The 26489-nt window shown below is 71.5% G+C and carries 24 protein-coding genes; 13 read left to right on the top strand and 11 right to left on the bottom strand.

The annotated features are described in order from the left end of the window. Nucleotides 1-109: 109 nt before the first annotated feature. A complete protein-coding gene (locus tag G6038_RS13175) occupies nucleotides 110-1948 on the bottom strand; it encodes an FAD-dependent oxidoreductase (protein WP_165038309.1) in 1839 nt (612 codons plus the stop codon). Nucleotides 1949-2246: 298 nt separating this feature from the next. Further along, nucleotides 2247-3770, bottom strand: coding sequence for a PucR family transcriptional regulator (locus tag G6038_RS13180; RefSeq protein ID WP_165038311.1), 1524 nt, complete (start codon nucleotides 3768-3770; stop codon nucleotides 2247-2249). 134 nt (nucleotides 3771-3904) lie between these two features. Between G6038_RS13180 and gabT the strand changes: the two genes are divergently transcribed. Both gabT and G6038_RS13190 read left to right on the top strand, forming a co-directional pair. Beyond that, nucleotides 3905-5293, top strand: a complete 1389-nt coding sequence (gene gabT / locus G6038_RS13185) for a 4-aminobutyrate--2-oxoglutarate transaminase (protein WP_165038312.1) — start codon at nucleotides 3905-3907, stop codon at nucleotides 5291-5293. Beyond that, nucleotides 5290-6735, top strand: coding sequence for an NAD-dependent succinate-semialdehyde dehydrogenase (locus tag G6038_RS13190; protein WP_165038314.1), 1446 nt, complete (start codon nucleotides 5290-5292; stop codon nucleotides 6733-6735). The genes gabT and G6038_RS13190 overlap by 4 nt, the downstream gene beginning before the upstream one ends. A gap of 99 nt (nucleotides 6736-6834) precedes the next feature. Here the strand turns inward: G6038_RS13190 and G6038_RS13195 are convergent, their stop codons facing one another. Next, nucleotides 6835-7500 (bottom strand): TetR family transcriptional regulator, encoded by a 666-nt coding sequence (locus G6038_RS13195; protein WP_346772814.1) that lies wholly within the window; start codon nucleotides 7498-7500, stop codon nucleotides 6835-6837. Nucleotides 7501-7627: 127 nt separating this feature from the next. Between G6038_RS13195 and G6038_RS13200 the strand changes: the two genes are divergently transcribed. From G6038_RS13200 to G6038_RS13215, 4 genes are all read left to right on the top strand, one after another. Next, complete coding sequence (locus G6038_RS13200) at nucleotides 7628-9040, top strand: NAD(P)/FAD-dependent oxidoreductase (RefSeq protein WP_165038316.1); 1413 nt, start codon at nucleotides 7628-7630, stop codon at nucleotides 9038-9040. Nucleotides 9041-9294: 254 nt separating this feature from the next. Beyond that, nucleotides 9295-10722 carry a gamma-aminobutyraldehyde dehydrogenase gene (locus G6038_RS13205; protein WP_165038318.1) on the top strand — a complete coding sequence of 476 codons (1428 nt, stop codon included), beginning with the start codon at nucleotides 9295-9297 and terminating at the stop codon, nucleotides 10720-10722. Between the two features lie 76 nt (nucleotides 10723-10798). Then, on the top strand, nucleotides 10799-11689 hold the full coding sequence (locus tag G6038_RS13210; RefSeq protein WP_165038320.1) for a universal stress protein: 891 nt from the start codon (nucleotides 10799-10801) through the stop codon (nucleotides 11687-11689). Nucleotides 11690-11696: 7 nt separating this feature from the next. Next, complete coding sequence (locus G6038_RS13215) at nucleotides 11697-13283, top strand: APC family permease (protein ID WP_165038322.1); 1587 nt, start codon at nucleotides 11697-11699, stop codon at nucleotides 13281-13283. A gap of 43 nt (nucleotides 13284-13326) precedes the next feature. On the opposite strand, the gene G6038_RS13220 is transcribed toward G6038_RS13215, so the two are convergent. Continuing rightward, the gene (locus G6038_RS13220; RefSeq protein ID WP_165038324.1) at nucleotides 13327-13938 is read right to left on the bottom strand and encodes a TetR/AcrR family transcriptional regulator C-terminal domain-containing protein; all 612 of its coding nucleotides are present in this window, start codon (nucleotides 13936-13938) and stop codon (nucleotides 13327-13329) included. 109 nt (nucleotides 13939-14047) lie between these two features. Between G6038_RS13220 and G6038_RS13225 the strand changes: the two genes are divergently transcribed. From G6038_RS13225 to G6038_RS13250, 6 genes are all read left to right on the top strand, one after another. Beyond that, nucleotides 14048-15013 (top strand): nitrilase-related carbon-nitrogen hydrolase, encoded by a 966-nt coding sequence (locus G6038_RS13225; RefSeq protein ID WP_165038326.1) that lies wholly within the window; start codon nucleotides 14048-14050, stop codon nucleotides 15011-15013. Beyond that, nucleotides 15010-16026: an agmatine deiminase family protein gene (locus tag G6038_RS13230; RefSeq protein ID WP_165038328.1), complete on the top strand. Its 1017-nt coding sequence runs from the start codon at nucleotides 15010-15012 to the stop codon at nucleotides 16024-16026. The genes G6038_RS13225 and G6038_RS13230 overlap by 4 nt, the downstream gene beginning before the upstream one ends. Before the next feature lie 79 nt (nucleotides 16027-16105). Continuing rightward, nucleotides 16106-16246, top strand: coding sequence for a hypothetical protein (locus tag G6038_RS31300; protein WP_165038274.1), 141 nt, complete (start codon nucleotides 16106-16108; stop codon nucleotides 16244-16246). Then, complete coding sequence (locus tag G6038_RS13240) at nucleotides 16243-17568, top strand: glutamine synthetase (protein WP_165038330.1); 1326 nt, start codon at nucleotides 16243-16245, stop codon at nucleotides 17566-17568. Before G6038_RS31300 ends, G6038_RS13240 begins: the two co-directional genes overlap by 4 nt. A 79-nt stretch (nucleotides 17569-17647) precedes the next feature. Further along, nucleotides 17648-18019 (top strand): hypothetical protein, encoded by a 372-nt coding sequence (locus tag G6038_RS13245; protein WP_165038331.1) that lies wholly within the window; start codon nucleotides 17648-17650, stop codon nucleotides 18017-18019. Nucleotides 18020-18126: 107 nt separating this feature from the next. Further along, nucleotides 18127-18963, top strand: a complete 837-nt coding sequence (locus G6038_RS13250) for a mycofactocin-coupled SDR family oxidoreductase (RefSeq protein ID WP_165038332.1) — start codon at nucleotides 18127-18129, stop codon at nucleotides 18961-18963. Between the two features lie 63 nt (nucleotides 18964-19026). Here the strand turns inward: G6038_RS13250 and G6038_RS13255 are convergent, their stop codons facing one another. Beyond that, nucleotides 19027-19788: an SDR family oxidoreductase gene (locus tag G6038_RS13255; protein WP_165038333.1), complete on the bottom strand. Its 762-nt coding sequence runs from the start codon at nucleotides 19786-19788 to the stop codon at nucleotides 19027-19029. Between the two features lie 170 nt (nucleotides 19789-19958). Between G6038_RS13255 and G6038_RS13260 the strand changes: the two genes are divergently transcribed. After that, nucleotides 19959-20735, top strand: coding sequence for an SDR family oxidoreductase (locus G6038_RS13260; protein WP_165038334.1), 777 nt, complete (start codon nucleotides 19959-19961; stop codon nucleotides 20733-20735). Between the two features lie 42 nt (nucleotides 20736-20777). Here the strand turns inward: G6038_RS13260 and G6038_RS13265 are convergent, their stop codons facing one another. The 6 genes from G6038_RS13265 to G6038_RS13290 are packed head-to-tail and all read right to left on the bottom strand — an operon-like array spanning nucleotide 20778 to nucleotide 26453. Continuing rightward, complete coding sequence (locus G6038_RS13265) at nucleotides 20778-21590, bottom strand: MaoC/PaaZ C-terminal domain-containing protein (protein ID WP_165038335.1); 813 nt, start codon at nucleotides 21588-21590, stop codon at nucleotides 20778-20780. Nucleotides 21591-21608: 18 nt separating this feature from the next. After that, entirely contained in the window at nucleotides 21609-22784 is a 1176-nt protein-coding gene (locus tag G6038_RS13270; RefSeq protein ID WP_165038336.1) for a lipid-transfer protein, read from the bottom strand. Next, on the bottom strand, nucleotides 22781-23221 hold the full coding sequence (locus tag G6038_RS13275) for a MaoC family dehydratase (RefSeq protein ID WP_165038337.1): 441 nt from the start codon (nucleotides 23219-23221) through the stop codon (nucleotides 22781-22783). Before G6038_RS13275 ends, G6038_RS13270 begins: the two co-directional genes overlap by 4 nt. Further along, on the bottom strand, nucleotides 23218-24330 hold the full coding sequence (locus G6038_RS13280) for an acyl-CoA dehydrogenase family protein (RefSeq protein WP_165038338.1): 1113 nt from the start codon (nucleotides 24328-24330) through the stop codon (nucleotides 23218-23220). The genes G6038_RS13275 and G6038_RS13280 overlap by 4 nt, the downstream gene beginning before the upstream one ends. Continuing rightward, complete coding sequence (locus G6038_RS13285; RefSeq protein WP_165038339.1) at nucleotides 24331-25290, bottom strand: MaoC family dehydratase N-terminal domain-containing protein; 960 nt, start codon at nucleotides 25288-25290, stop codon at nucleotides 24331-24333. Beyond that, complete coding sequence (locus tag G6038_RS13290) at nucleotides 25287-26453, bottom strand: acyl-CoA dehydrogenase family protein (protein WP_165038340.1); 1167 nt, start codon at nucleotides 26451-26453, stop codon at nucleotides 25287-25289. The genes G6038_RS13285 and G6038_RS13290 overlap by 4 nt, the downstream gene beginning before the upstream one ends. Nucleotides 26454-26489: the final 36 nt, after the last annotated feature.

Below are 26489 nucleotides of genomic sequence, written 5' to 3' on the forward strand. Positions count from 1 at the left end.
TGTCGTGGTCGATGCGCTGTCTTCGCGCTCGGTCACCTGCGGCGAAGGCCGTTGCTCGTGAGGGTGCCCTCGACCGTCGTGCCGACGGTCGAGGGCACCGACGAGATGCTTACGCGTCATCCTGCCGCTTGGCTGCTTCCCGTCCCGCGAGGTAACCGAACACCAGTCCGAGCGAGATCGTCCCTCCGGCGCCGCCGTAGAAGCCCTTCGTGGGTGCGCCTCCTGCGTTGCCGGCGGCGTACAGGCCTGGAATGACCTTGCCTTCGGTGTTCAGCGCGCGTCCGAGTGCGTCGGTCTTCGGGCCGCCCACGGTGCCGAGCGCGCTGGCCTCGACCTCGAGCGCGTAGTACGGCGCGGTGTCGACCGGTCCCAGCACGCTCGACTTCGGGCTCTTCAGCATGGGTCGGATGATCTTCGCCAGGGGTCCGACCACGAGGGAACGCACGCGTTCGGGGTCGTTCTTCTTCGCCACCCGTCCGGCGAGCTTGCTCACGATCGGACCGATCGCCGCGGCGATGCGCATCCGCGCCTTTGCGGTGGCGGCGGGGAACCGCGCGTCGGGCGAGTTCTTGCCCAGCCGGGGATAGTAGGCGCCGAAGTAGCGGTCGAACAAGGTGTCCCCGCGGTGGAACTGCGGGTCGCGAGCGCGGGCGGCCTCGGGGTTGAACCGGTCGACCGTGCGGAGCAGCCCCACCTCGTCGACCCCGATCTTGTCCGCGAGCTCCGACAGGGTGTCGGCGCGGTGGAGGTAGTCGGGCACCTCTCCGCCCGGCGTGACGCCGAAGATCCCGAACTTCGTCCAGTAGTTGTGGTCGAAGATCAGCCAGGCCGTGGCATTGGGCATGGTGCCCGTCTCCGGGTCGACCTCGCGCATGATCTGCCCGAACTGGTCGTAGGCCAGGGCCTCGTTCGCGAAGCGCTCACCCTTGCTGTTGACCATGATGCTGTGCGGCAGCGCTCGCTCGCCCAGGAACACCCGACTGAGCGGGCGGCCCTCCAGCTCTTCACCGGGCAACTGCACGCCGGGCATCCACCAGGCGTCCTCCATGCCGGTCAGATCAGCGCCCACCTCCTGCGCCAGCTGCACCGCGATGCCGTCGTGGCCCTGGGGGGAGACCTGCACGCCGAAGGGCGCGTCGAGGTAGGTCGTGGTGATCTCGGTCGAGCTCTCGAACCCGCCGCTGGCCAGCAGGACCCCCCGGGTGGCCCGCACCGTGTGCTCGGCGCCGTCGGCCCGCACGACGATCCCCCGCACCCCCGACTCGTCGGTGACAAGCCGGGTCGCGGGCGTCTCGACGCGAACGTCGACGCCGTTGCGCAGGCTCGCCTCGAGCAGGGCTCCGATCAAGGCCGGTCCGGCGAGCCAGACGTCGTCGATGCCGATCCCGCCCAGCAACCAGAACGGGAGCGGGTTCTTGGCCATGCCCGTGGTCAGGGCCGGTCGCACGTACTTCGCGTTCTCCCCGAGGCCCTCCGGGGAGTACGGGCCGGGGAACAGTGCCCGGCCGACGGACGCGCCGTCGATGTCGGAGCGGTAGTCCGGCCAGATCGTCGGGATCCACCCGAAGGAGGTGTGCTCTTCGATGAACCGGGCGACGTGCGGTCCGGTTTCGAGGAACTTCTCCACCAGGTCGTGGTCGAGGATCCGGTCGCGACCTTGGCCGTAGATGTACCGCCGCGCCTGGTCCAGGTCGTCGTGCACCTTCAGGTCCTTGGTCGAGAAGCCGTGGTTGGGGATCCAGGCGGCACCCGCCGAGATCCCGGTGGCGCCCCCGACGATCTCCCGGGACTCGACCACGAGGACTCGTGCACCCTCCCCGGCGGCGGTGAGCGCCGCCATCAGGCCTGCGCCGCCGGACCCGACGATCGCCACGTCCACCTCGTCGGGGATGCCCTTCTGGGACACGGTCCCGATGGAGCCGCTGTGCTTGGTCGAACTGCTGGCCATGATCCTCCGTACGGTCGGTTCCGGTCACGACCCTCCCGACCGGAAGGGCGCGACGCGCGTCATATAGTTGATTACTCAATCATATAGTTGAACACTCAACCACATGCGCATATTCCCGTCCGGAGTCACCCCGTGAAGGCCACTCGGACTTCCCCGGGAACGGTGCCGTGCCGGCTCCGACGACTTTCGATCACATTTCCGACCCGCTCCGTCATTCGCCCGCGCACATTCGGCGACGGTCGCTGTGGCGGTGGGTATCCCGAACCGGGACTCGGCTGTGCCACTACGCCCCAAGACATTACGAACTGCGACTGCAGGACTGGGGCGCCGGTTCCCCGATCAGCAGGGCGAGCAGCAGCTCGGCCCGGACTCGGGCGTCGCCGAGATCGACGCCGAGCACCTGCTCCGCCTTGGCGATCCGGCTGCGCAGGGTGTGCCGGTGCACCTCCAGGGCCGCGGCCGCCGCCTCCCATTGCCCGTTCGCCTCGAGGAACGCCCGCAGCGACGCGACGAGCCTGGTCCCTCGGCCGCGGTCGTAGTCGGCGAGAGCGGACACTGTGGACGCGGCCACGGATTCGAGCACGGCCCGCACCGCCGGGGAGGCGAGCAGGGCCGTTCCGTGCGTGGCGTCGAACTCGACGAGGCGGTGGGCCGCGTCCGCCGCAGCCACGGCGTGTTCGGCCTGCTCGACGGCGCGGCGGGTGTCGGCGAGCCGGTGCGCGGCGCTGAGCCCGGCGCGGAGGGTGCGCGCCTGCGGCGGGGCGAGGTCCGCCAGCAGCTCCGCCACGTCGGACAGCGTGTCCTCACCGCGCAGCAGCACGGTGAGCGCCTCGTCGCCGCTGCGCGCGTACAGCGGACGCTGCCGGGCCCCGAGGCCGGCGTCCAGCACGCGCCGCACGTCGGCCGCGGCCGGGGTGTGCAGACGCAGGATCCGGATGCGGTTGCGGGCGCCGACCGCATCGGCGAGGTATTCCAGGGCGTCGCCGGAGTCGAGGACGCCGTCGACGAGCAGACCGAACGCCTTCGCGCCCAGCGAGTTCCGCTCCGCACGCAGCCGCCGCGGCTTGTCCAGCTCGAGGGTGACGAGGGAAACGGCGTGGCCGATCAGGACGAGTTCGACGTTCTCGAGCGGGCGGTCGGCCTGCACGGCCAGGTGCCCGCTGACGAGGCCGGCGTGCATGACCGGTTGCACCGTCAGCGTCCGGCCGGGCCGGCTCGTGGTGACCGAACCGGCGCCGTCCCGGCGCAGCTCCGAGATCTGCTCTGCCAGTTCCGCCGCGGCCTCGGGGTGGGCGGCCACCTCCCCGCTGCGCTCGTCGAGGTAGGCGACGGCGGCACTGGCGGCGACGGCCAGTTCCCGCACGATCGCGGCCACGCCGCCGCGCAGCGCGGCGCGGGTGATGCGGACCTGGGTGTCGGCGGCGCGCCGCACCAGCTCGTACTGCTGCTCGGCGAGCCGGGCGGTGACGGCACGGCTCACGGCCGCGAACGGCGTCGTGTACGGCACCTCCAGCAGCGCCAGCCCCACCGCGTCGGCCGCCTCGAGCACCGACGGCGGGATCCGCTCGTGCGACAGCCCGGTGCCGAACCCCAGGGCGGCGATGCCCGCCTCCGCGAGGCGGCGCACGTAGTCGCCGCCCTCCTCGGGCTGCAGTCCCAGGCCGGTGGTGAGGACGAGTTCCCCGCCGGAGAGCCAGGGCCGCGGGTCCAGCAGTTCGGTGGGCTGGACGAAGCCGATCGGCCGATCCTTCCCGGTCCGGCCGCCGCGCAGTGTCAATCCCAGCCCCGGCTGCCGCAGCAGCCAGGCGATGCCGACGCTCATGGGGCCATCGTAAGACCCCTCGACGAAATGGCGCGGTGCGATTCGCCGGGTTGTACGGATCGGCCCTGTCTCTGGTACGTGGCCGCTCCCATACTCGAATCGTCTCTACGCCGCCGAGCCCGAGGAAGTCCCCCATGACGAGCATCGAATACCGCCTTCCACAGCAGCGTCGCCTGGTCACCGCGCTGCCCGGCCCGCGCTCGGCGGCACTGACCGAACGTCGCCGCACGGCCGTCGGGGCGGGTGTGGCCTCCTCCGTGCCGGTGTACGCGGCCGACGTCGACGGCGGCATCGTCGTCGACGTCGACGGCAACGCCCTGATCGACCTCGGCTCCGGCATCGCGGTCACCAGTGTCGGCGCCTCGGACCCGGCGGTCGTGGCGGCGGTGCAGGAGCAGGTCGCGCACTTCACGCACACCTGCTTCATGGTCACCCCCTACGAGGGCTACATCGCCGTCGCCGAGAAGCTCGCGGCCCTGACCCCCGGTGACCACGCCAAGCGCACGGTGCTGTTCAACAGCGGTGCCGAAGCGGTGGAGAACGCGGTCAAGATCGCCCGCGTCGCCACCGGTCGCAGCGCCGTGGTGGTCTTCGACCACGCCTACCACGGCCGCACCAACCTGACGATGGCGCTGACCGCGAAGAACCAGCCCTACAAGGAGGGCTTCGGCCCGTTCGCCCCGGACATCCACCGCGTGCCGGCGTCGTACCCGTTCCGCGAGGGCCGCAACTACGACGGCACCGAGGTCACCGGCGAGCAGGCCGCCCACCGCGCGATCGCGCAGATCGACAAGCAGATCGGTGCGCACAACGTCGCCGCGATCGTGCTCGAGCCCATCCAGGGCGAGGGCGGATTCATCGTGCCGGCCAAGGGTTTCCTGCCGACCCTCGTCGACTGGGCGAAGGCCAACGGCATCGTCTTCGTCGCCGACGAGGTGCAGACCGGGTTCGCGCGCACGGGCGACTGGTTCGCCAGCAACGACGAGAACGTCGTGCCGGACCTGATGACCCTCGCCAAGGGCATCGCCGGCGGCATGCCGCTCGCCGCGGTGACCGGCCGCGCCGAGCTGATCGACGCCGTCCACGGCGGCGGCCTCGGCGGCACCTACGGCGGCAACCCCGTCGCGTGCGCCGCGGCGCTGGCCACGCTGAACCGGATCGAGCAGCTGGACCTGTGCGGCCGCGCCCGGCGCATCGAGCAGATCGCCACCGAGCGGCTGCGGGCGCTCGCCGCGGACGTCGACATCGTCGGCGAGGTCCGCGGCCGCGGTGCGATGCTCGCCGTCGAGTTCGTGCAGCCCGGCACGCGCGAGCCGAATCCGGAGGCCACCAAGGTGATCGCCGCGAAGGCGCTCGAGCAGGGCGTCATCGTGCTCACCTGCGGCACCTTCGGCAATGTCGTCCGCCTGCTGCCGCCGCTGGTGATCTCCGACGAACTGCTCACCGACGGACTCGACGTCCTCGCTGCCGCCGTCCGCGACGTCGCGGGCGTGCGCCCGACCCTGGCAGGAGCCACCCGATGACCCACACCCTCCCCGCGGGCGTCCCGACCCGGCTCTGGCTCGGCGGCAAGCTCACCGACTCGTCCACCGGCGCGACGTTCCCCGTCGAGGACCCGGCCACCGGCGCGGTGCTCGCCGAGGTCGCCGACGCCTCCGCCGACGACGGGCTGCGCGCCCTCGACCTCGCCGTCGCCGCGCAGGCCGAGTGGGCCGCGACCCCGCCGCGCGTGCGGGGCGAGATCCTGCGCACCGCCTTCGAACTCGTCCACGCCCGCGCCGACGACTTCGCCCGCGTCATCACCCTCGAGATGGGCAAGACCGTCGCCGAGGCGCGCGGTGAGGTGAACTACGGCGCCGAGTTCCTGCGCTGGTTCGCCGAGGAGGCCGTGCGCATCGGCGGCCGCACCGCCACCGCCCCCGCCGGGAACGGGCGCATCCTCGTCACCAAGGAACCGGTCGGCCCCGTCCTGGCGATCACCCCGTGGAACTTCCCGCTGGCGATGGCCACCCGCAAGATCGGCCCGGCCCTGGCCGCGGGCTGCCCGATCCTGGTCAAGCCGGCCGCCGAGACCCCGCTGACGATGCTGCTGCTCGGGCAGGTCTTCGCCGACGCCGGGCTGCCGGCCGGGGTGCTGTCGATCCTGCCCGCCACCGACGCCGCCGCCCTCACCGGGCCGCTGCTCACCGACGCGCGGCTGCGCAAGATCACCTTCACCGGTTCCACCGGCGTCGGCAAGCTGCTGGTCCGCCAGTCCGCCGACCGGCTGCTGCGCACCTCGATGGAACTCGGCGGCAACGCCCCGTTCCTGGTGTTCGGCGACGCCGACGTCGACGCCGCCGTGGACGGCGCGATGGCCGCGAAGATGCGCAACGGCGGCGAGGCCTGCACCGCCGCCAACCGCTTCCACGTCGCCCGCAGCGTCGCGGGCGAGTTCACCGACAAGCTCACCGCCCGCATCGCGGCGCTGCGCACCGGCCACGGCCTCGACGACGGCACCGACCTCGGCCCGCTCATCACCGCCCGGCAGCGCGCCACGGTCGACGCGCTGGTGCGCGACGCCGTCGAGCGCGGTGCCCGGGTCCGCACCGGCGGGCAGATCCCCGACGGTCCCGGCACGTTCTACCCGCCGACCGTGCTGGACGAGGTGCCGGCCGACGCGCGGCTGCTGCGGGAAGAGATCTTCGGGCCGGTCGCGGCGATCACCGTCTTCGACACCGAGGACGAGGCGATCGCCGCCGCCAACAACACCGAATACGGCCTGGCCGCCTACTTCTACACCCGCGATCTCGACCGCGCGATGCGTGTGGCGGGGGCGCTGAAGACCGGCATGGTCGGCGTCAACCGCGGCATCATCTCCGACGTCGCCGCCCCGTTCGGCGGCGTCAAGGAGTCCGGTTTCGGCCGCGAAGGCGCGGCCGAGGGCATCGAGGAGTACCTCGACACCAAGTACATCGCCTTGTAGGCCCCGCGGCGGGACACCCCGCCCCGGCAATCGAATACCGGCTCGGTCCGGGATCACGGCACACCGCCGGTCCCGGACCGAGCCGTATCCTTTTGCGGCTCAGCCCTTCCGGAGCCGATCCAGGCGCGCTTCGAGTCCGGCGATCATCGCGTCGAGGCCGGCGTCGAAACCGGCGTCCGGGGTGTAGTGGCCGCCCGATCCGGCGAACGCGTCGATCGCCGCGGTGAACACCGGGCTGTCGCCGGCGAGATCGGCGGTGTCGAAGATGTCGGCTGGTGCGTTGGCGTCGAGCGCGGAGCCGAAGATGAACGACTCGAGCGCGACGACGACCGGCACGATCGTGTCGATCGGCCACCCGGCCTCGGCGAAGCCCGCGGCCACCGCCTCGTACACCGCCAGGGTGCGGGGCGCGCCCGCGACGGGCATCACGGCGATCACCGGGACCAGCGGCGCGTGCCGGGCGAACACCTCCCGGTAGGACAGGGCCCACCGCCGCGTCGCCACCGCCCACGGTTCGGCACCGAAGCCGCTCACGTCGATCTTGGTCATGAGGTCCTCCTGCACCCACAGCAGGACGTCCTGCTTCGAGCTCACGTGGTTGTACAGGGCGGACGGGGCCACGCCGAGGGCCCGGGCGAGCTTGGCGACGGTGAAGGCGTCGTAGCCGCCCTGCTCGATCACGTCGAGCGCCGCGTCGGTGATCGCCTGCCGGGACAGCACTTTCGTCGACGGCCGGCCGGCGCGCCGGTGCGTCCCCTCTCCCACGCCGCTCCCCTTCGTCTCACGATTTCCGGCCACGAATTGTCGCGAGGGTCTTCTCCTCGCGCCTCGATGAGGTTACAGTGTGATGCGACACATATGAATGTCGTTCATTTTCTCGAAGGGGAATCCCATGAAATCCATCGAGCGTGACGTCGTCGTCGTCGGGGCGGGCCCGTCCGGCCTGACCGCCGCCTACCGTCTCCGGCAGGCGGGCCTGCGGGTCGCCGTCCTCGAAGCCCGCGACCGCGTCGGCGGCCGCACCTGGACCGACACGATCGACGGAGCGATGCTCGAGATCGGCGGTCAGTGGGTGTCCCCCGACCAGACCGCCCTCATCGCGCTGCTCGACGAACTGGGCCTGCGCACGTTCTCCCGCTACCGCGAGGGCGAGAACATCTACCTCGACGCCGAGGGCCGGCCCGTCCGGTACCGCGGCGAGATGTTCCCCACGTCCGAGCACACCCGCGCCGAGATGGACAAGCTGATCGCGCTGCTCGACGAACTCGCCGCCGACATCGGCCCCCGGGAGCCGTGGGCGCATCCGCGGGCGCGGGAACTCGACACCGTCTCCTTCCATCACTGGTTGCGGGCCAACTCCGACGACGAGGAGGCGTGCAACAACATCGGGCTGTTCATCGCCGGGGGCATGCTCACCAAGCCGGCCCACGCGTTCTCCGCGCTGCAGGCGATCCTCATGGCGGCCTCCGCGGGCTCGTTCAGCAACCTCGTGGACGAGGACTTCATCCTCGACCAGCGCGTCGTGGGCGGCATGCAGCAGGTGTCGCAGCGGCTCGCCGAAAAGCTCGGCGAGGACGTCTTTCTCGGCAGCCCGGTCCGGACCCTGCACTGGTCCGAGGGCGACGAGCCGGGCGCGCCCGGGCACGTGCGGGCGGTCGCCGACGGCGTCACCGTCGATGCCCGGTTCGCCGTGCTGGCCGTGCCGCCGAACCTGTACTCCCGGATCTCCTACGTCCCGCCGCTGCCGCGCCGCCAGCACCAGATGCACCAGCACCAGTCCCTCGGGCTCGTCATCAAGGTGCACGCCGTGTACGACACGCCGTTCTGGCGCGAGGACGGCCTGTCCGGCACGTGCTTCGGCGCCGGGGCACTCGTTCAGGAGATCTACGACAACACCAATTTCGAGGATCCGCGCGGCACCCTGGTGGCCTTCGTGGCGGACGAGAAGGCCGACGCCGTCTTCGAACTCCCCGCCGCGGAACGCAAGGCCGCGATCCTCTCGTCCATGGCCGGCTACCTCGGCGAGAAGGCACTGAACCCGGTCGTCTACTACGAATCCGACTGGGGTTCGGAGGAGTGGACCCGCGGGGCCTACGCGGCGAGCTACGACCTCGGCGGCCTGCACCGCTACGGCAAGGACCAGCTCAACCCCGTCGGTCCGATCCTCTTCTCGTCGTCCGACCTCGCCGCGGAGGGCTACCAGCACGTCGACGGAGCCGTGCGCATGGGCGAGGACACGGCCCGGCGCATCCTCGACGCCCTCGGCTCCCGCGCGACCGCGGCGGCGGGCGCCCCGGCGCACTGACCGCGTCCCGCGCCTGGACCGCGGCAAGACCGAACATTCTGTTTCCCAGCACTTTTCACGATCTCTCGGCGCCCGTCTCGGCGTCCGACCCGCTCACGACGAGGTGAGCATTCCGGTCCCGGCGGCGCCGCTGCCCTCCGAACCTTCCGCACGATCCGGCCGCCGGATCCCCTGGCCCGGCACCGCCGGTGCGGCCCACACTGATCACCAGAGTCCCTGCCCCGGTCGGGCAGGCCTCCGAGAGGAACCCAGCCATGACCGATCTCCGCGAGAACTACATCGACGGCGCATTCGTGCCCTCGACGGCCACCGAATCCCTGCCGCTGATCGACCCGGTCGACGAATCCCTCGTGGGCTCGATCCCGGTGTCGACCGCCGCCGACGTCGACGCCGCGGTGGCGGCCGCGCAGCGCGCGTTCCGAACCTGGGGCAGGACCACCCCCAAGGAACGCCAGGCGGCGCTGCTGAAGCTCGCCGACGCCCTCGAGGAGCACTGCGACGAACTCGTCGAGGCCGAGTGCCGCAACACCGGCCAGCCGAAGTCCATGATCGCGGACGAGGAGGTCAAGGTCGGCGCGGATCAGCTGCGCTTCTTCGCCGGGGCGGCCCGTCTGCTCGAGGGCAAGGCGGCCGGCGAGTACATGGAGGGCCACACCTCCTACGTGCGGCGCGAGCCGATCGGTGTGGTCGGCCAGGTCACGCCCTGGAACTACCCGCTGATGATGGCGCTGTGGAAGATCGGTCCCGCGCTCGCCGCCGGCAACACGATCGTGCTCAAGCCCAGCGACACCACCCCGGACAGCACGCTGGTGCTGGCCCGCCTGACCCAGGGCATCCTGCCCGACGGTGTCTTCAACGTCGTGCTCGGCAACGCCGCCACCGGGGCCGCCCTCGTCGACCATCCCGCGCTCGGCCTGGTGTCGATCACCGGCTCGGTCCGCGCCGGCATCGAGGTGGCGGTCTCCGCGGCCCGGCAGCTCAAGCGCGCCCACCTCGAGCTCGGCGGCAAGGCCCCCGTCCTGGTGTTCGACGACGCCGACGTGGCCAAGACCGCCGAGGCCGTCGCGGCGGCCGCCTTCTTCAACGGTGGCCAGGACTGCACGGCCGCCACCCGGGTACTGGTCCACGAGTCCGTCCACGACGACCTCGTCGACGCGCTGGCACGCCAGGCCGAGCAGCTGCGACCGGGCCGTCCCGACGACCCCGACGCCTTCTACGGCCCGCTCAACAACGCCGTGCACTTCCAGCGCGTCACCGACAAGATCGCCGCCCTGCCCGCCTCGGCGACGATCGTCACCGGCGGCACGCGCGCCGGCGAGAAGGGCTTCTTCTTCGAGCCGACGATCGTCACCGGCGTGGACCAGCACGACCCCATCGTGCAGGACGAGACGTTCGGCCCGATTCTGACGGTGCAGTCCTTCGCCACCGAGGACGAGGCCGTCGCCCTGGCCAACGACGTCCGCTACGGGCTCGCGGCGAGCGTGTGGACCCGCGACCACGGGCGCACCCAGCGCCTGTCCGCCGCGCTGGACTTCGGGGCGGTGTGGATCAACTGCCACATCCCGCTCGTCGCGGAGATGCCGCACGGCGGGTTCAAGCACTCGGGCTACGGCAAGGACCTCTCCGCCTACAGCGTCGAGGACTACACCCGCATCAAGCACGTGATGAGCACCCACGACTGACCTTCCGCGGCCCCACCGCGCCGTCGCCGGAGCCGGCACCACGCCGGCTCCGGCCTCCCTACCGGATCGGAATCCCATGAGACTGGTTGTCGGATACCTCGCCACCCCCAGCGGCGCGGACGGGCTGGCGCTCGGCGTCCAACTGGCCCGCAGCCTGGGCGCCGAACTCGACATCTGTATGGTCCTGCCCCCGGACCGCCCGGTGCCCTCCCGGGCACCCACCGAGCCCGGGTACGAGGACGTCCTCGCCGGAACGGGCGAAGCATGGCTCGCCCAGGCGGCGGCCACGGTGCCCGACGACGTGCGGGCACACACCCACCTGAGCTTCCATGAGTCCTTCGCACAGGGCCTTCTCGACGAGGTGGCGCGGCTCGGCGCCCGTGCCGTCGTCGTCGGTGCCGCGGGCGACGGGCTCCTCGGCCGGCACTCCATCGGCACGGTGTCGTCCGAGCTGCTGCATTCCGCGCCCGTGCCGCTGGCCCTGGCACCGCGGGGATTCCGGCACTCCGCCGCCCCCCGGATCCGCGAGGTCACGTGTGCTCTCGGCACCCGCCCCGGAGCGGACGTCCTGCTCCGGACCGCGGTGCGCGCCTGCGAGCACATGCGCACGCCGCTGCGGCTCGTCTCGCTCGTCGCCCTCGATCCGCACGGTCTCGGCCGCGACGCGCGCAAGTCGCACGAACTCGCCCTCGAGTCGGCGCGGGCCCACGCCCGCACCCTTCTGGACACCGCCCGCGCCGAGCTTCCCGGCGACTACCCGGTCCGGTCGCTCGTCGCGGACGGGGACACCGTCGAATCGGCGGTGGCGAAGCTCGAATGGCACGACGGCGACGTCGTGATGGTCGGCTCGAGCCGGCTCGCCCAGCCGCACCGGCTCTTCCTGGGTTCGACGGCAGCGAAGATGCTGCGGGTCGTTCCGGTGCCCATGATCGTCGTTCCCAAGCACGAGTTCGAGAACAGTGAGTAGACCCGCCATGACGAATTCGCTTCCCACCACCGAGATCCGGGAGGTCCCCCCGATGGCCGCACCCACCGACGGTGTCGTCTCGAAGGGCCTGGCCGCCGGCCGGATCGGCACGTTCGGCGGTGCCGTCCTGGGCATCTCGTCCGTCGCGCCGGGCTACACGCTGACCGCGAGCATCGGCCTGATCGTCGCGGCCGTGGGGCTGAAGATGCCGGCGATCTTCATCGCCGGGTTCGTCCCGATGTTCCTCACCGCGTACGCCTACCGCGAACTCAATTCCGAATCACCGGACTGCGGAGCGTCGTTCACGTGGTCGACGAAGGCCTTCGGCCCGTACGTCGGGTGGATGTGCGGCTGGGGCATGGTGATCGCGACGATCATCGTGCTGTCCAACCTGGCCGCGATCGCCGTCCAGTTCTTCTACCTGTTCCTCGCCCGCATCACCGGAGACTCGGCGATCGCGGATCTGCCCGGGAACAAGTTCGTCAACGTGGGCACGACCCTGGTGTTCATCGCGATCGCGACGTGGATCGCGAGCCGCGGCATCACCACGAGCGAGCGCGTCCAGTACGCGCTCGTCGGCTTCCAGATGGTGCTGCTGCTCGCGTTCGCTGTCGCGGCACTCGTGCACGTCGGCGCGGGCGACGCGCCCGCCGGACTGTCGCTCGACGCCGCCTGGTTCGACCCGTTCCACGGGCTTGCGATCGGCGCCTTCGTGATCGGCGTGACCGGTTCGATCTTCGCGTTCTGGGGATGGGACACGTGCCTCACCCTGGGGGAGGAGTCCCGGGACCCCAAGAAGACCCCGGGCCGGGCCGGCCTGTTGTGCGTGGCGACGATCCTGCTGACCTACCTGCTGGTGTCGGTCGCGGCGATGATGTATGCCGGTGTCGGTACGACGGGTCTCGGGCTGGGCAATCCCGACAACTCCGAGAACATCTTCGGCGCCCTCGCCGATCCCGTCCTGGGCCAGTGGGGCGGTCTGCTGCTCTTCCTCGCCATCTTCGTCTCGTCGGTGGCGAGCCTGCAGACCACCTTCCTGCCGGCGGCGCGGACGATGCTCGCGATGGGTGCCTACGGCGCGTTCCCGCGCCGGCTGGCCGCGGTGCATCCGCGCTTTCTGGTGCCCTCGTACGCGACGGTCGTCGCGGGGGTCGTCACCGCGGTCTTCTACGCCGGCGTGACGTTCCTGTCCGAGCGGACCCTGCTCGACACCATCGCGGCGCTGGGCATCATGATCTGCTGGTACTACGGGATCACCGCGTTCGCGTGCGTGTGGTACTTCCGCGGACGTCTGTTCACCAGTGCCCGCAACGCCGTGTTCCGATTCGTCTTCCCCCTGTCGGGTGGGATCCTGCTCGCCGCCGTCTTCGCGATCTCGGTGGGCGAGAGCATGAATCCCGACAACGGCAGCGGCGCCGAGATCGGCGGCGTCGGGCTGGTGTTCTTCCTCGGCTTCGGCATCCTGCTGCTCGGCGCGGTCCTGATGCTGGTGATGCGGGTGCGCAATCCGCAGTTCTTCCGCGGGGAGACCCTCACCCGCAGCACCGCCGCCCTCACCGGGGAGACGGACGTGTTCACCACCGACCGCGGTTGAACCCGGACCGCACCGACCACCGCGCAGACGCCGGCCGGGCCGTTCAGGGCCCGGCCGGCGTCTGCGCGATCAGGCCGGCCACCAGTGCGCGCAGGCCGAATTCGAAGGCGGCGTCGGCCCGTTGCGGATTCGGGCCTGCGGTCTGCAGCGCGGCGCGCATCGCGGCGCCGGTTTCGGGGACGTTCGCCCACACCACCTCGGGCGCGGCGAGGTCGAGCGCCGAGCCGAGGACGAAGCTGTCCACGGTGGTGACGGCGTGCAGCACCTGTGCGGGCGTGAATCCGGCATCCGTGAAGGCCTGGGCCAGAGCGTTGTAGAGCCCGAACGCGACCGGCGACTGCACGGTCTGCGCGGTGAACAACGGGATCAGCCGCGGATGCGCGGCGTAGGCGCGACGGTACTCGCGGGCGAGGGCGGCGACCGTCTCGGACCAGTCGCCGGTGGGGTCGCCCACGACGATGGCGGACATGATGCGCGCCCGCATGGCCTCGACGATCTCGGCGCGTCCCGACACGTGGTTGTACAGCGACGACGGCCGCACCTTCAGCCGCTCGGCCAACCCGGGCATGGTGAAGTCGCCCGCCGTGTCCACCATGTGAATCGCGGCGTCCGTGATGATTTCGGGCGACAGCAGACGCTGCGGCGGTCGTGGCATACGAAAACTCCTCGAAATCGTCGTGGGCTCTTGCCCGGGACGCGCTCGTCCACCATACTTAACGAATCACATTCGTTTTATCCCCCGGATCGACTCCCGAGGACTCACCATGCTCACCATCACCGCCACCAACCCGCCCGACTCGCCGTGCCGGGTCGCCGCCCCCGATCGGCCACCGCTGCGCGTCGGACTGGTCCAGCACCGCTGGCACGACGACGAGCGGGCGCTGCACGCCGAACTCACCGAGGGCATCGCCCGCGCCGCCGGACTCGGCGCGCGCGTCGTGTTCCTGCCCGAACTCACGCTGAGCCGCTACCCCGCCGACACCCCCGGCGGCGCCGACGCCGCCCGGACCGCCGAGGACCTGCGGGCCGGCCCGACCGTCGCCTTCGCCGCGGCCGCCGCCTCCGCCCACGGCGTGTTCGTGCACGCGTCCCTCTACGAACGCGCCGACGCACCCGACGGCCTCGGCTACAACACCGCCGTCCTCGTCTCCCCCGCCGGCGAACCGGTGGCCCGGACCCGGAAACTGCACATCCCCGTGACCGCCGGGTACTACGAGGACACCTACTTCCGGGGCGGGCCCGCCGTCGACCCGTATCCCGTCCACACCCCCGACGGCCTCGACGGCGCCCGCATCGGCATGCCGACCTGCTGGGACGAGTGGTTCCCGGAAGTGGCGCGGGCGTACTCGCTCGCCGGGGCCGAGATCCTCGTCTACCCGACGGCGATCGGCTCCGAACCCGACCACCCCGCGTTCGACACCCGCCCGCTGTGGCAGCAGGTGATCGTCGGAAACGGCATCGCCAACGGCACGTTCATGATCGTGCCGAACCGGCACGGCTGCGAGGGAGCCATCACCTTCTACGGCTCCTCGTTCGTCTCCGATCCCTACGGGCGCATCCTGGTGCAGGCACCGCGCGACGAATCCGCCGTGCTGGTGGCCGATCTCGACCTCGCGCAGCGCCGGGACTGGTTGTCGCTGTTCCCGTTCCTGACCACCCGCCGCCCGGACACCTACGGCCCGCTGACCGCACCGGTGGACGCGCACGCACCCTTCGGAGCCACGCGATGACCTGGCGCATGCCCGCGGAGAGCGGACCGCACGAGCGCACGTGGATGGCCTTCCCCACCGAGGGATACTCGCTGGGCGACACCGCGGAGGAGCACCACGAGGCCCGCTCCACGTGGGCCGCGGTCGCGCACGCCGTCGCCGAGTTCGAACCGGTCACCGTCGTGGCCGATCCCGGCCAGGTCGACGCGGCCCGCCGGTACCTGTCCCGCGACGTGGAACTCGTCGAGGCTCCGCTCGACGACGCCTGGATGCGCGACATCGGGCCGACCTTCGTCCTCGACGACGACGGCCGGTGCGGCGGGGTCGACTGGGTGTTCAACGGCTGGGGCGCGCAGGACTGGGCCCGGTGGGACCACGACGCGCGGATCGCGTCGTTCGTGCTCGAGCGGGCCGGCGTGGAACGGATCGCGTCGACACTCGTCAACGAGGGCGGTGGCATGCAGGTGGACGGTCTCGGCACCGTCCTGCTCACCGAGACCGTCCAGCTCGACCCCGGGCGCAACCCGCACCTCGACAAGGCCGCGGTCGAAGCGGAACTGCGGCGCACCATCGGCGCGACCTGCGCGATCTGGCTCCCGCGCGGGCTGACGCGGGACCAGGAGCGCTACGGCACCCGCGGTCACGTCGACATCGTCGCCGCGATCGCGTCCCCGGGTGTGGTCCTCGTCCACGACCAGCGCAACCGGGACCACCCGGATTTCGGCGTCACCGCGCTGATCGTCGATCGCCTGCAGCGCACGACCGACGTGCGCGGCGAGCCGTGGCGCATCGTCCGGGTGCCGGCCCCGGCGACGGTCCGCGACGACGAGGGCTGGGTGGACTACAGCTACATCAACCACTACGTCGTCAACGGTGGGGTGATCGCCTGCCGCTTCGGCGACCCCGCCGACGACGAGGCCGCGGAGATCCTGGCGGACGCGTATCCGGGCCGCCGCGTCGTGGGTGTGGACGCGCGCCCCCTCTTCCGCCGCGGCGGCGGCATCCACTGCATCACCCAGCATCAACCGCGGTGACGACGCCCGTCGTCGCCGGCACGGTCCGGTGTCGGCGAAGACGGTCCCCGTGACCCGCCCTCGCCTCTACTGTGTCCCTGTGCCCGGCGTCCTCGTGCCCAGCGTCCTCGTACCCGGCGTCCTCGTGCCCAGCGTCCTCGTACCCGGCGTCCTCGTGCCCAGCGTCCTGGTGCCCCGCGATGCCGCCGGTGGCCGACGGCGCGGGCGGGAGGTCCTGTGACGGAGGAACGCTTCGCCCCCGGGACGGGCGAACGCGCCCGCGAGGAACGCATCGTCGGCTCGGTCGTCGACTCGACCGGCATCTCGCGGGCGAAGGCGTTTCCCGGACAAAGGCTTTCGTCGTTCGTCGAGTCGGGCGCGGGCGCGTCGCCGAGCTGGGCGGTCTTCTGCGCCGACGACCACCTGGCGTTCACGCCGTCGCTGTCGGTGACGGGCGATCTCCGGCTGCGGATCGACCGCGACCGGCTCCGACCCGTCGGCGACGGCGTCCGGTGGGCGCCCGCCGGCCTGTACGAGCAGGACGGGACGCGGTCGCCGTTGTGTACCCGCGGAGCGCTCGAACGCGTCGTCGAGGAGCTCGCCGCGGCCGGCGTGCAGGCCCGCGTGGGGCACGAGGTCGAGTTCACGCTCTTCGACGGCGGGCGCGGCGAATGGTCCGCATACGGTCTCGGTGCCGTCCTCGGACGGGACCCGTTCGTCGCGGATCTGTTGCACGCGGCCGCCCACGCGGGTCTGGGCATCGAACAGATCCACGCCGAGGCGGGCGCGCAACAGTTCGAACTCTCCCTGTCCCCGGCAGCCCCCGTGGAGTCGGTCGACGACCTTGTGCTCGCTCGCATCCTGATCAGCCGCACCGCCCGGGAGCACGGTCTGCGTGCGTCGTTCTCCCCCGTCCCCGTCGTCGGCGGGGCGGGCAACGGGGCCCATGTCCACGTGTCCTTCACCCGGGACGGGCGGCCGCTCCTGTCCGGCGGCGACGGCCCGCACGGGATGACGGACGCGGGCGGAAGCGTCGTCGCCGGCATCCTGCGCGCGCTGCCCGAGTTCGGGGCGGTCCTCACCGGGTCCGTGCTCTCGCATCTGCGGCTGCAGCCGGGCATGTGGGCCGGCGCGTGGTGCTGCTGGGGGCTCGAGAACCGCGAAGCCGCGCTGCGGCTGTGCGCGCTCACGCCCGGCAACCCCTACGGCGCCCACCTCGAGGTCAAGCCAGTGGACCCGTCGGCCAACTCCTACCTCGCCGGCGCGGCGATCCTCGGGGCAGCCCACGCCGGTCTCACCGACGCACTCCCGGTTCCGCCGGAGATCCCGGTCGATCCGGGCCGGATGACCGATGCCGAACGCGTCGAACTCGGGGTCCGCGTCCTGCCGACGGACCCCGACGGCCTGCTCGCCGCGCTCGGGTCCTCCCTGCTCGCGCAGCGCCTGTTCGGACCGTCGATCATGGAGGCCCTGCTCGCTGTGAAACGCTACGAGTTCGGGAAGTACCGCGCGCGGCCGCCCGCCGAACTCGCGGAGCGGTTCCGCTTCGCGTGGACCGACTGACCGTGTCGCGAAGATCACGGTAACGGACGTCTCCGAATCGGCGATTCACGGCCGTCGGCAATGGAGAGAACGGACGGCCATGCACAACCTCGAGTCGGTGGACCCCCAGGCGATCACACAGCCCATCGCACAGGTGCTCACGCCGGGCGATTCCGCGGCGGAGCAGGTGCGCCCGCCGGCTTCCCGGCGCGCGGCGGCCGCGCACTCCGCCCCGCCCACCGCCGCAGAGGTCCGGCGCGTCAAGCGGCTCACCTACGGCGACGAACCCCGCCGACGATCGTTGCGGCCGGACTTCTGGTCGATCGTCGGCGCGCTCGCGCTCGTGCTGGCGATCGCGTTCGTCGTCGTCGCACTGCTCGTCTCCGGGAACCGGCCCCAGCCGTCGTACCAGCCGAACTACGCGCCGTCCGGCCTGGGCGCCGCGCTCGTGCCCGCCGCAGCAGTGGCGTGAGGGCCCGCGGCCTGCCCTTTTCCCGCTGAGCGGGATCGCCGCACCCCGGCGGGCCCGCCGGGGCAGGAGCATCGACCTGCTGACCGACGAGGACAGGAGTGGATTCGATGAGTGAGTTCGAGGGCCGGGTCGCGCTGATCACGGGTGGGGCACGCGGCCAGGGCCGCAGCCACGCGGTGGCGCTGGCCGAGCACGGCGCCGACATCGTGCTGTGCGACCGGTGTGCCGACAGCCCGGTGGTGCCGTACCCGCTGGCCACGGAGGCGGACCTGGAGGAGACCGCGGAGGCGGTGCGCGCCACCGGGCGCCGATGCCTGACCGCGAAGCTGGACACCGCGGACCGCCCCGCGATGGACGAACTCGTGGCGCAGGCGCATGCCGAGTTCGGCCGGATCGACATCGCGGTGGCGAACGCGGGCGTGTCGGTGGCCGCCCCGGTCCAGGCGATGACCGAGGCGCAGTGGGCGGAGGCGATCGGCTCGAATCTGACCGGTGTCTTCAACACCGTCGGGGCGGTGGCGCCCGGCATGGTCGAGCGCGGCTACGGGCGGATCGTGACGATCTCGTCGATGCTCGGCCGTGCGGGCAACACCAACATGGCGGCGTACAGCGCGTCGAAATGGGGCGTGATCGGCCTGACCAAGAGCGCCGCCCTGGATCTGGCACCGCACGGTGTCACGGTGAATGCGATCGCGCCGGGGAACATCTCGACACCGATGATCCACAACGACTTTCTCTACGGCCTGATGCGCCCGGATCTCGAGCATCCCGGCGCCGACGACGTGGCCCCGGTCTTCCAGAGCCTGCACGCGCAGCCGGTGCCGTGGCTCGAACCGGCGGAGATCACCCGCGTGGTGCTGTTCTTCGCCGCCGAGGCGAGCGCCCACATCAGCGGCACCGTGCTGCCGGTCGACGCCGGTAACGCGGGACGAGTCACCGGATAGGCGCCTGCGGCGCCGGTGTGTCCTTTGGGCGGCCAGGGCAGCCCAAAGGACTCACCGGGGGCGTCAGCCCCAGCGCGACTGACCGCCGTCCAGGGGGATCGTCGCGCCGGTGAGGTATCCCGCGTCCTCGCCGACGAGGAAGACCACCGCCCGCCCGATGTCCGTCTCGGGGTCGCCGATGCGGCGCAACGGGATTCCCGCGCGGAACTCCTCCGCCTCCTCCGGGTTGCGCGCCATCCAGGTCTCGAGTCCGGGCGACATCGCGTGTGGTGCAATGGCGTTGACCCGGATCCCGTCGACACCCCACTCGCAGGCCGCGGCGCGGGTCAGCGACCGCATACCCTCCTTGATCGACCCGTAGACGCCGTAGTTGCTCGCGTCCCAGCGGACCGCCGCCGACGTGACGAGGTTGACGATCGAGCCGCCTCCGCGCTCCTTCATCACCGGGTAGCAGGCCCGCATCAGCCGCAGCGTCGCGAGCGGTCCGGTCGCGAAGGACCGCTCGTACTCGGCGTCGGTGAACGACAGCAACGGGCCGGGCCGGCAGTCGTTGGCGTTGTTGACCAGGATGTCCACGCCGCCGAAGTGCGCCACGGTGCGCCGCACCGCCGCGCCGACGTCGTCGGCACTGCTGACGTCGCAGCGCAGCGCCAGCGCCTTGCCGCCGAGTTCCTCGATCGTCTCGGCCGTCGCGACCACCTTGGATTCGGTGCGGCCGGCGGCCGCGATGTGCACCCCCTCCTTGGCGAGCGCGAGGGCGATGCCCCGTCCGATCCCCTGTCCCGCGCCCGTGATGAGCGCGACCTTGCCGTCCAGCTTGCCCATGTCTCCTGCTCCCGTTCTCTCGCCGCAGCGGAAGTCCTGGTGTCCCAGGCGTCCCGTCCACTATCCTTGACCAAGCACTTGCTTGTCCACGTCGGTTCCCGCGCGCGCCCACGAAAGGCGCGCGACGGCAATCAGTCTCGAACCGACCCGAGTTCCAGAAAGGTAGCCACGTGCACCTTCCCAATCCCGTCGACCACACCGGACGCGCCGTGATCGTCACCGGCGGCACCAAGGGCATCGGCTTCGTCGTCGCCGAACACTTCCTCGCCGCCGGCGCCGACGTCCTGGTCTGCGCCCGCAACGAGCCCGGGACGTTGCCCTCGGCCGGCGGGCGGAGCGCGGTGTTCCGGGCCGTCGACGTGCGCGACCCCGCCGACGTGGCCGCCCTGGTCGACGACGCCGTCGCCCGGTTCGGCCGGCTCGACGTGCTCGTCAACAACGCCGGCGGGTCGCCGGACTCCGACGCCGCCACCGTCTCCCCGCGCTTCGTGGAGAAGATTGTCGCCCTGAACCTGCTCGCCCCGTTCTACGCCGCGCAGGCGGCCAACCGGGTGATGCAGGAGCGGCCCGAGGGCGGCTCGATCATCAACATCGGCAGCGTCTCGGCGCACGACCCGCAGCCCGGCACCGCCGCGTACACCGCCGCGAAGGCCGGCCTGCTGGGACTGACGAAGGCCCTCGCCCTCGAATGGGCGCCGAAGGTGCGGGTCAACTACATCACCACCGGCCTGATCCGCACCGAGGCCGCGGCCGCGGTGTACGGCGACGACGACGGCGCCGCGGTGACCCGCACCCTGCCGATGGAGCGGATGGCCGTGCCGTCGGACATCGCGCGCGCCTGCCTGTTCCTCGGCAGCGACCTCGCGTCCTACGTCAACGGCGCCGACCTGGCGGTCCACGGCGGCGGCGAGTACCCGGCCCGCTACATGGCCCTGCACGGCAAGTGACGCGTGGACCGGTGCCCGGCAGCCGGGCACCGGTCCACGGCCTCACGCGAACGACGCGCGCGCCCCCGAGATCACGGCCTGCCCGTCCGCGGCCAGCTCGAATAAGGCGTCGTCGCGTCCGCCCCATACCCGCAGTTCGGCGACGTCGCCGGGGAAGACCGGCGCCGCGAAGCGGCCCTGCAGTTCGGTCAGGTCCGCCGGGTGCGCCCCGAGGAGCCGGGCCAGCGGCAGGGTCGCCGCCGCCAGGGTGCACAGCCCGTGCATGATCGGGCGCGGCTGACCGATCCGGGCGGCCGCCTCCGGATCGATGTGGATGTGGTGCCGGTCGCCGGTGAGCCGGTACAGCGCGGCCTGGTTCGCGGCCGTGGCCAGTTCCCCGGTCAGCTCGGGCTCGCCCTGCGGCGCCGCGGGCTTCGACGGGCCGCGCTCGCCCCCGAAACCGCCCGCGCCGGGCGCGAAGATCGACCACGTCGCGACGAAGTACTCGCACTCGACGCGGACCTCGAACACGGCCGCTGCCCCCTTGTCCCACACCTCACCCACCGATGCCCGCAGCTCCACCTCGCCGCGACGCGGCAGCGGGGCCAGCACGGTGAGCTCCTGCGAGCCGTGCAGCGCCGAGCCGGTGTCGAACGCGCCGCGCGAGCCCAGCTCGTCCGGTGCCCACTGGGCCAGGGTCAGCGCGAACGTCGGCAGCACCCGCAGCCGGTCCTCGAGCACCAGGTCCAGGTCGGTGGCCGGCTGGGCACCGACGGCGAGCGCATAGAGGATCGCGTCGCGCTCGTCGTAGGCCACCGTGCGGGTGCCGAGGCCGGCTCCGCGCCACGCGCCGGCCTTCTGCTCCACTGCCGTCATTGTCGAATCCTTCCGGGGTCAGGCGGCACCGAGGATCAGTCCGGACGTGGGAACCGCGGTTCCCGCCGTGACGATCACGTTCTCGACGCCGTCGGGTTGGTTGGTGGAGGTGCCGCGCACCAGACGGACCGCCTCGGCGATGCCGTTGACACCGTGCAGGTACGCCTCGCCGACCTGCCCGCCGTGGGTGTTGGACGGCAGCCGGCCACCGATCTCGAGGTTGCCCTCGCGGACGAAGTCCTTGGCCTCGCCGACGCCGCAGAAGCCGAGTTCCTCGAGCTGCGGCAACACCAGCGGGGTGAAGTGGTCGTAGAGGATCGCCGCGTCGATGTGGTCCGGACTCAGGCCGCTCTGGCCGTAGAGCTGGCGGCCCACCAGTCCCATCTCGGGGATGCCGGTGATGTCCGGGCGGTAGTAGCTGGTCATCATGTGCTGGTCCCTGCCGGAGCCCTGCGCGGCCCCCTTGACGAGCACGGGCCGGTGCCGCAGGTCGCGGGCCCGTTCCGCCGAGACGACGACGAGGGCCTGGCCGCCGTCGGTCTCCTGGCAGCAGTCGAGCAGGTGCAGCGGCTCGGCGATCCACCGCGAGTTCTGGTGGTCCTCGAGCGTGATGGGCTTGCCGTGGAACCACGCGGCCGGGTTGTTCGCGGCGTGCTTGCGGGCGACGACGGCGACCCGGCCGAAATCCTCACTCGTGGCACCGTACTGGTGCATGTACCGGCGGGCGAACATCGCGACCCACTGGGCGGGCGTCGCCAGCCCCTGCGGGGTGAGCCAGGCGTAGGCGGCGCGGTCCGCGGTGGTGTCCATCGGCCGGTCGTGCTGGCCGAGGCCGAACCGGATACCGGAACGTTCGTTGAACGCGCGGTAGACCACGACGACCTCGGCGACGCCCGTCGCGACGGCCATCGCGGCCTGCTGCACCGTCGCACACGCCGCCCCACCGCCGTAGCCGATGCGGGAGAAGAACTTCAGTTCCCCGAGTCCGCAGTTGCGGGCGACGAGGATCTCGCCGTTGGTCTCCATCGTGTAGGTGGCCAGTCCGTCGACCTCGGACGGGTCGATGCCGGCGTCGGCCAGCGCCGCGACGACGGCCTCGCACGCGAGCTGCAGCTCGGAGCGGCCGGACTTCTTGGAGAACTCGGTGGCGCCGATGCCGACGATCGCGGCGGCACCGGAGAGCGGGCTGGTCATCGGGTTCCTCCCGGCCGATCGGTGAAGGCGACGGTGACGGTTCCGGAGAGGTGGTTGCCGAGGCTGTTCGCGCCTCGGATCCGCACCTCGACGAGGCCGTTCTCCTTCGAGATCACCTCGCCGGTCATGGTCATGGTGTCGCCCGGGTAGTTCGGGGCGCCGAGACGGATCTTCACCCGGCGCACCGTCGCGAACGGGCCGGCCCAGTCCGTCACGAACCGTCCCGCCAGACCGTTGCTGGTGAGGATGTTCATGAACACGTCCTTCGAGCCGCGCTCGCGCGCCAACTCGGGGTCGTGGTGCACGTCCTGGAAGTCGCGGGTCGCGAGCGCCGTCGCGACGATCAGCGTGCGGGTGAGCGGGATCGCGAGTTCGGGCAGTACCTCGCCGATCTCGATGTCGTCGTAGCGGCGGTCCGTGGACACGGTGGCGGTCACGCGACCACCTCGACCCCGGCGGCGAGCTGGGCGCCCAGCCGCGCCAGATCCGATGCGGAGCCACCGAGGGTGGCACCGATCTGCTTGCCCCACAACAGGTGCCGGTGTACCGGGTAGTCGGTGTCGACGCCCATGCCGCCGTGCACGTGCGTGGTGCGGTGCACGACGCGCTGGCCGCCGTCGGTGGCCCACCACTTCGCGACGAGCACCGAGGTGCCGGGGTCCTGTCCCTCGGCGAGCAGCCACGCGGCCTGCCACAGCGTCACGCGCATCGCCTCGAGGTCGATGTAGCAGTCGGCCAGTTGGTGATTGACGGCTTGGAACGTCGCAAGCGGACGTCCGAACTGCATGCGCCCGTTGAGGTAGGTGACGGCCTGCTGGACGGCACCCGAGCCGACACCGAGCTGGATCGCGGCGAGCGCGATCTCGACGCGGTCGAGCAGCCACTGCGCGGCGGTGCCGTCGGTGGGGCCGAGCAGCTCGGCGGGGGCCGACTCGAACGTGACGTTGCCGCAGATCTCCCAGTTGGTCGAGTGTGTCTGCTCGACGGCGACACCGTCACCGGCGAGATCGACGACGAACAGCGCGGCACCGGCCGGCGTGGTCGCCGAGACGATCGCGCGGGATGCGACGTGGGTGACCGGGACGACGGCCTTCGCGCCGGTCAGGGTCCACCGGCCGCCGGCCTCCGTGGCGGTGGTCTGCGGGTCACCGGGGACGTAGGGGCCGAACTCCTCGAGACCGACGGTCAGGAAGCGGCTGCCGTCGGCGACACCCGGCACCAGTGCGGTGCGCTGGGCGTCGGTACCGAACTCGGCGACGGCGAGCGCGGCGAGCACCGACTGCCAGATCGGCACCGGCGCCACGTGCCGGCCCTGCTGCTCGAGCAGGACGTACAGCTCCGCCAGGCCGAGCCCACCGCCGCCCAGTTCCTCCGGCAGGGCGATGCCGAGCAGACCGGTGACGGCCAGCTCCCGCCACAACTCCCGGTCGAGGCGCTCGTCGCTCAGCTCGACCTGCTTGACCCGATCGATGCCGGCCTTGCCGGTGAAGACCTCGTGCGCGAGGCCGCGAATCGCTTCCTGCTCTTCGCTGAAGTTGAAATCCATCTACGAATCCTCCCGTGCGGCCGGCCGGAACGCGGGCAGCGTCAGCTCCGGGTCGGCGTCGATCCAGTCCAGTTCCACCGCCATGCCGATCTCGACCGCGTGCGGTTCGACACCGGTCATGTTCGCGATCAGCCGGGTGCCCTCCTCGAGTTCGATCGTCGCGACGACGAGCGGGTACTCGAACCCGGGGATCCGGGGGTGGTGGTTGACGACGAAGCTGTAGACGGTGCCGCGGCCCGCCGCGTCGACGGTGTCCCAGTCGAGGGAACGGCACTGCCCGCACATCGGCCCGGTCGGGTGCCGCAGCGTGCCGCACGCCGTGCAGCGCTGGATCACCAGGCGGTGTTCCCTGGCCGCCTCGAACCAGAAGGCGTTGTCGGCGTTGATCGCCGGACGGGGGCGCAGGCCCTTCGGGGCGGCGGGTTCCGCGCCGGACCCGCTCCCGGACTTCGGCCGGAAGCGCAGGGTCCGCCAGCGCTGGGTGGCGACGACCTCGCCGTCCCCGCTGCGGTACGTCTTGAGGGTGGTCACGAAGTGTCCCGCGCCGAGCCCGGTCGTCTTCTCCTCGGAGATCGATTCGATCACCTCGGTGAGCGAAACCCGGTCGCCGGGGCGCAGTTCGGCGAAGAACTCGAAGTCCGAGTCGGTGGCGACGACCGAGGTGAACCCGGCGGCGTCGAGCGTGGCGATCAGCTCGGTCCACACCGGCGACGGGTCGTTGTTCGCCATCTTGTCGGTGAAGGTGCGCATCGTCCACACCTGCGTCATGAGCGCGGGGGCGACCGCGCCGTCGCGGCCGGTGGCGCGGGCGGCGTCGTCGTCGAGGTAGACGGGGTTCTCGTCGCCCATGGTCTCGACCCAGTGCCGGATCATCGGGGTGTTGACCGGGTCCGGACCCCACGTGGTGGGGGTCAGGGTCTGTCCCTCGAACGCCCGCAGCGCGGTCAGCAGTTCGCTCACTTGACCCTCTTCTCCCGCACCAGGCCCAGGCCCATGGTGCCGACCATGTCGCGCAGGACCTCGTTGACGCCGCCGCCGAACGTGTTGACCATGCCCTGCCGGGAGATCTGCTCGATCTGACCGGCCAGCACCGCGCCCGGCGACTCGGGACGGATGCGGCCGGCGGCACCGAGGATGCCCAGCAGCGTCCGGTAGACGTCGACGTGCGTCTCGGTGCCGTACACCTTGGTGGCGCCGGCGTCGGCGCCGGAGAGGGTGTCGGCCGCGACCGCGGCGGTCATCTTCCAGTTCAGCAGCCGCATCGCCTCGAGCTTGGCGTGGGTGCGGGCGAATTCCTGCTGCACCCAGGGAATCTCGATGACGCCGTGCTCCCTCGCCCAGTCCAGCACCTGCTGCCACAGCCCGTAGGTGCGACCGCCGATCGCGGCGAGGCCGATGCGTTCGTGGTTGAGCTGCGCGGTGATCAGCGGCCAGCCACCGCCGATCTCGCCGACCACGTCCCGGTCGGGGACGCGGATACCGCTGTAGTAGGTGGCGGTGACGGAGAGGCCACCGACGGTGTGGATCGGCGACCACGAGAACCCGGGCGCGTCGGTGGGCACGATGAGGATCGAGATACCCTTGTGCTTCGGGACGTCCGGGTCGGTGCGGCACGCGAGCCACACGTAGTCGGCCGTGTTCGCGCCCGAGGTGAAGATCTTGTTGCCGTCGACCACCCACTCGTCGCCGTCGCGCACCGCGCGGGTCTTCAGCGACGCCAGGTCGGTGCCGGCCTCCGGTTCGGTGTAGCCGATGGCGAAGACGATGTCGCCGGAGAGGATGCCGGGCAGGAAGCGGTCCTTCTGTTCCTGCGTGCCGTATTTCATCAGGGTCGGCCCGACCGTGTTGACGGTGACGAACGGGAAGGGCAGGCCCGCCCGCTGCACCTCGTCGAAGAAGACGAACTGCTCCTCGATCGAGCGGCCCTGCCCGCCGTACTCCGTGGGCCAGCCGATCCCCAGCCAGCCGTCCTTGCCGAGCAGCGTGACGACCTCGCGGAAGTGCTCGCCCCCCACTCCCTGCTCACCGGCGCGGCGGCGCTTGTCCTCCGGCAGCAGCGACGCGAAGTAGGCGCGCAGCTCCTTCCGGAGCGCGACCTGCTCCGGGGATTCCTTCAGATCCATCGCGAATTCTCCTAGCGACCGAATGTCGTTGTGACC

Origin of the sequence: Rhodococcus sp. 14C212 (assembly GCF_011058195.1) — a bacterium.
Classification (GTDB): Bacteria; Actinomycetota; Actinomycetes; order Mycobacteriales; family Mycobacteriaceae; genus Rhodococcus; species Rhodococcus aetherivorans.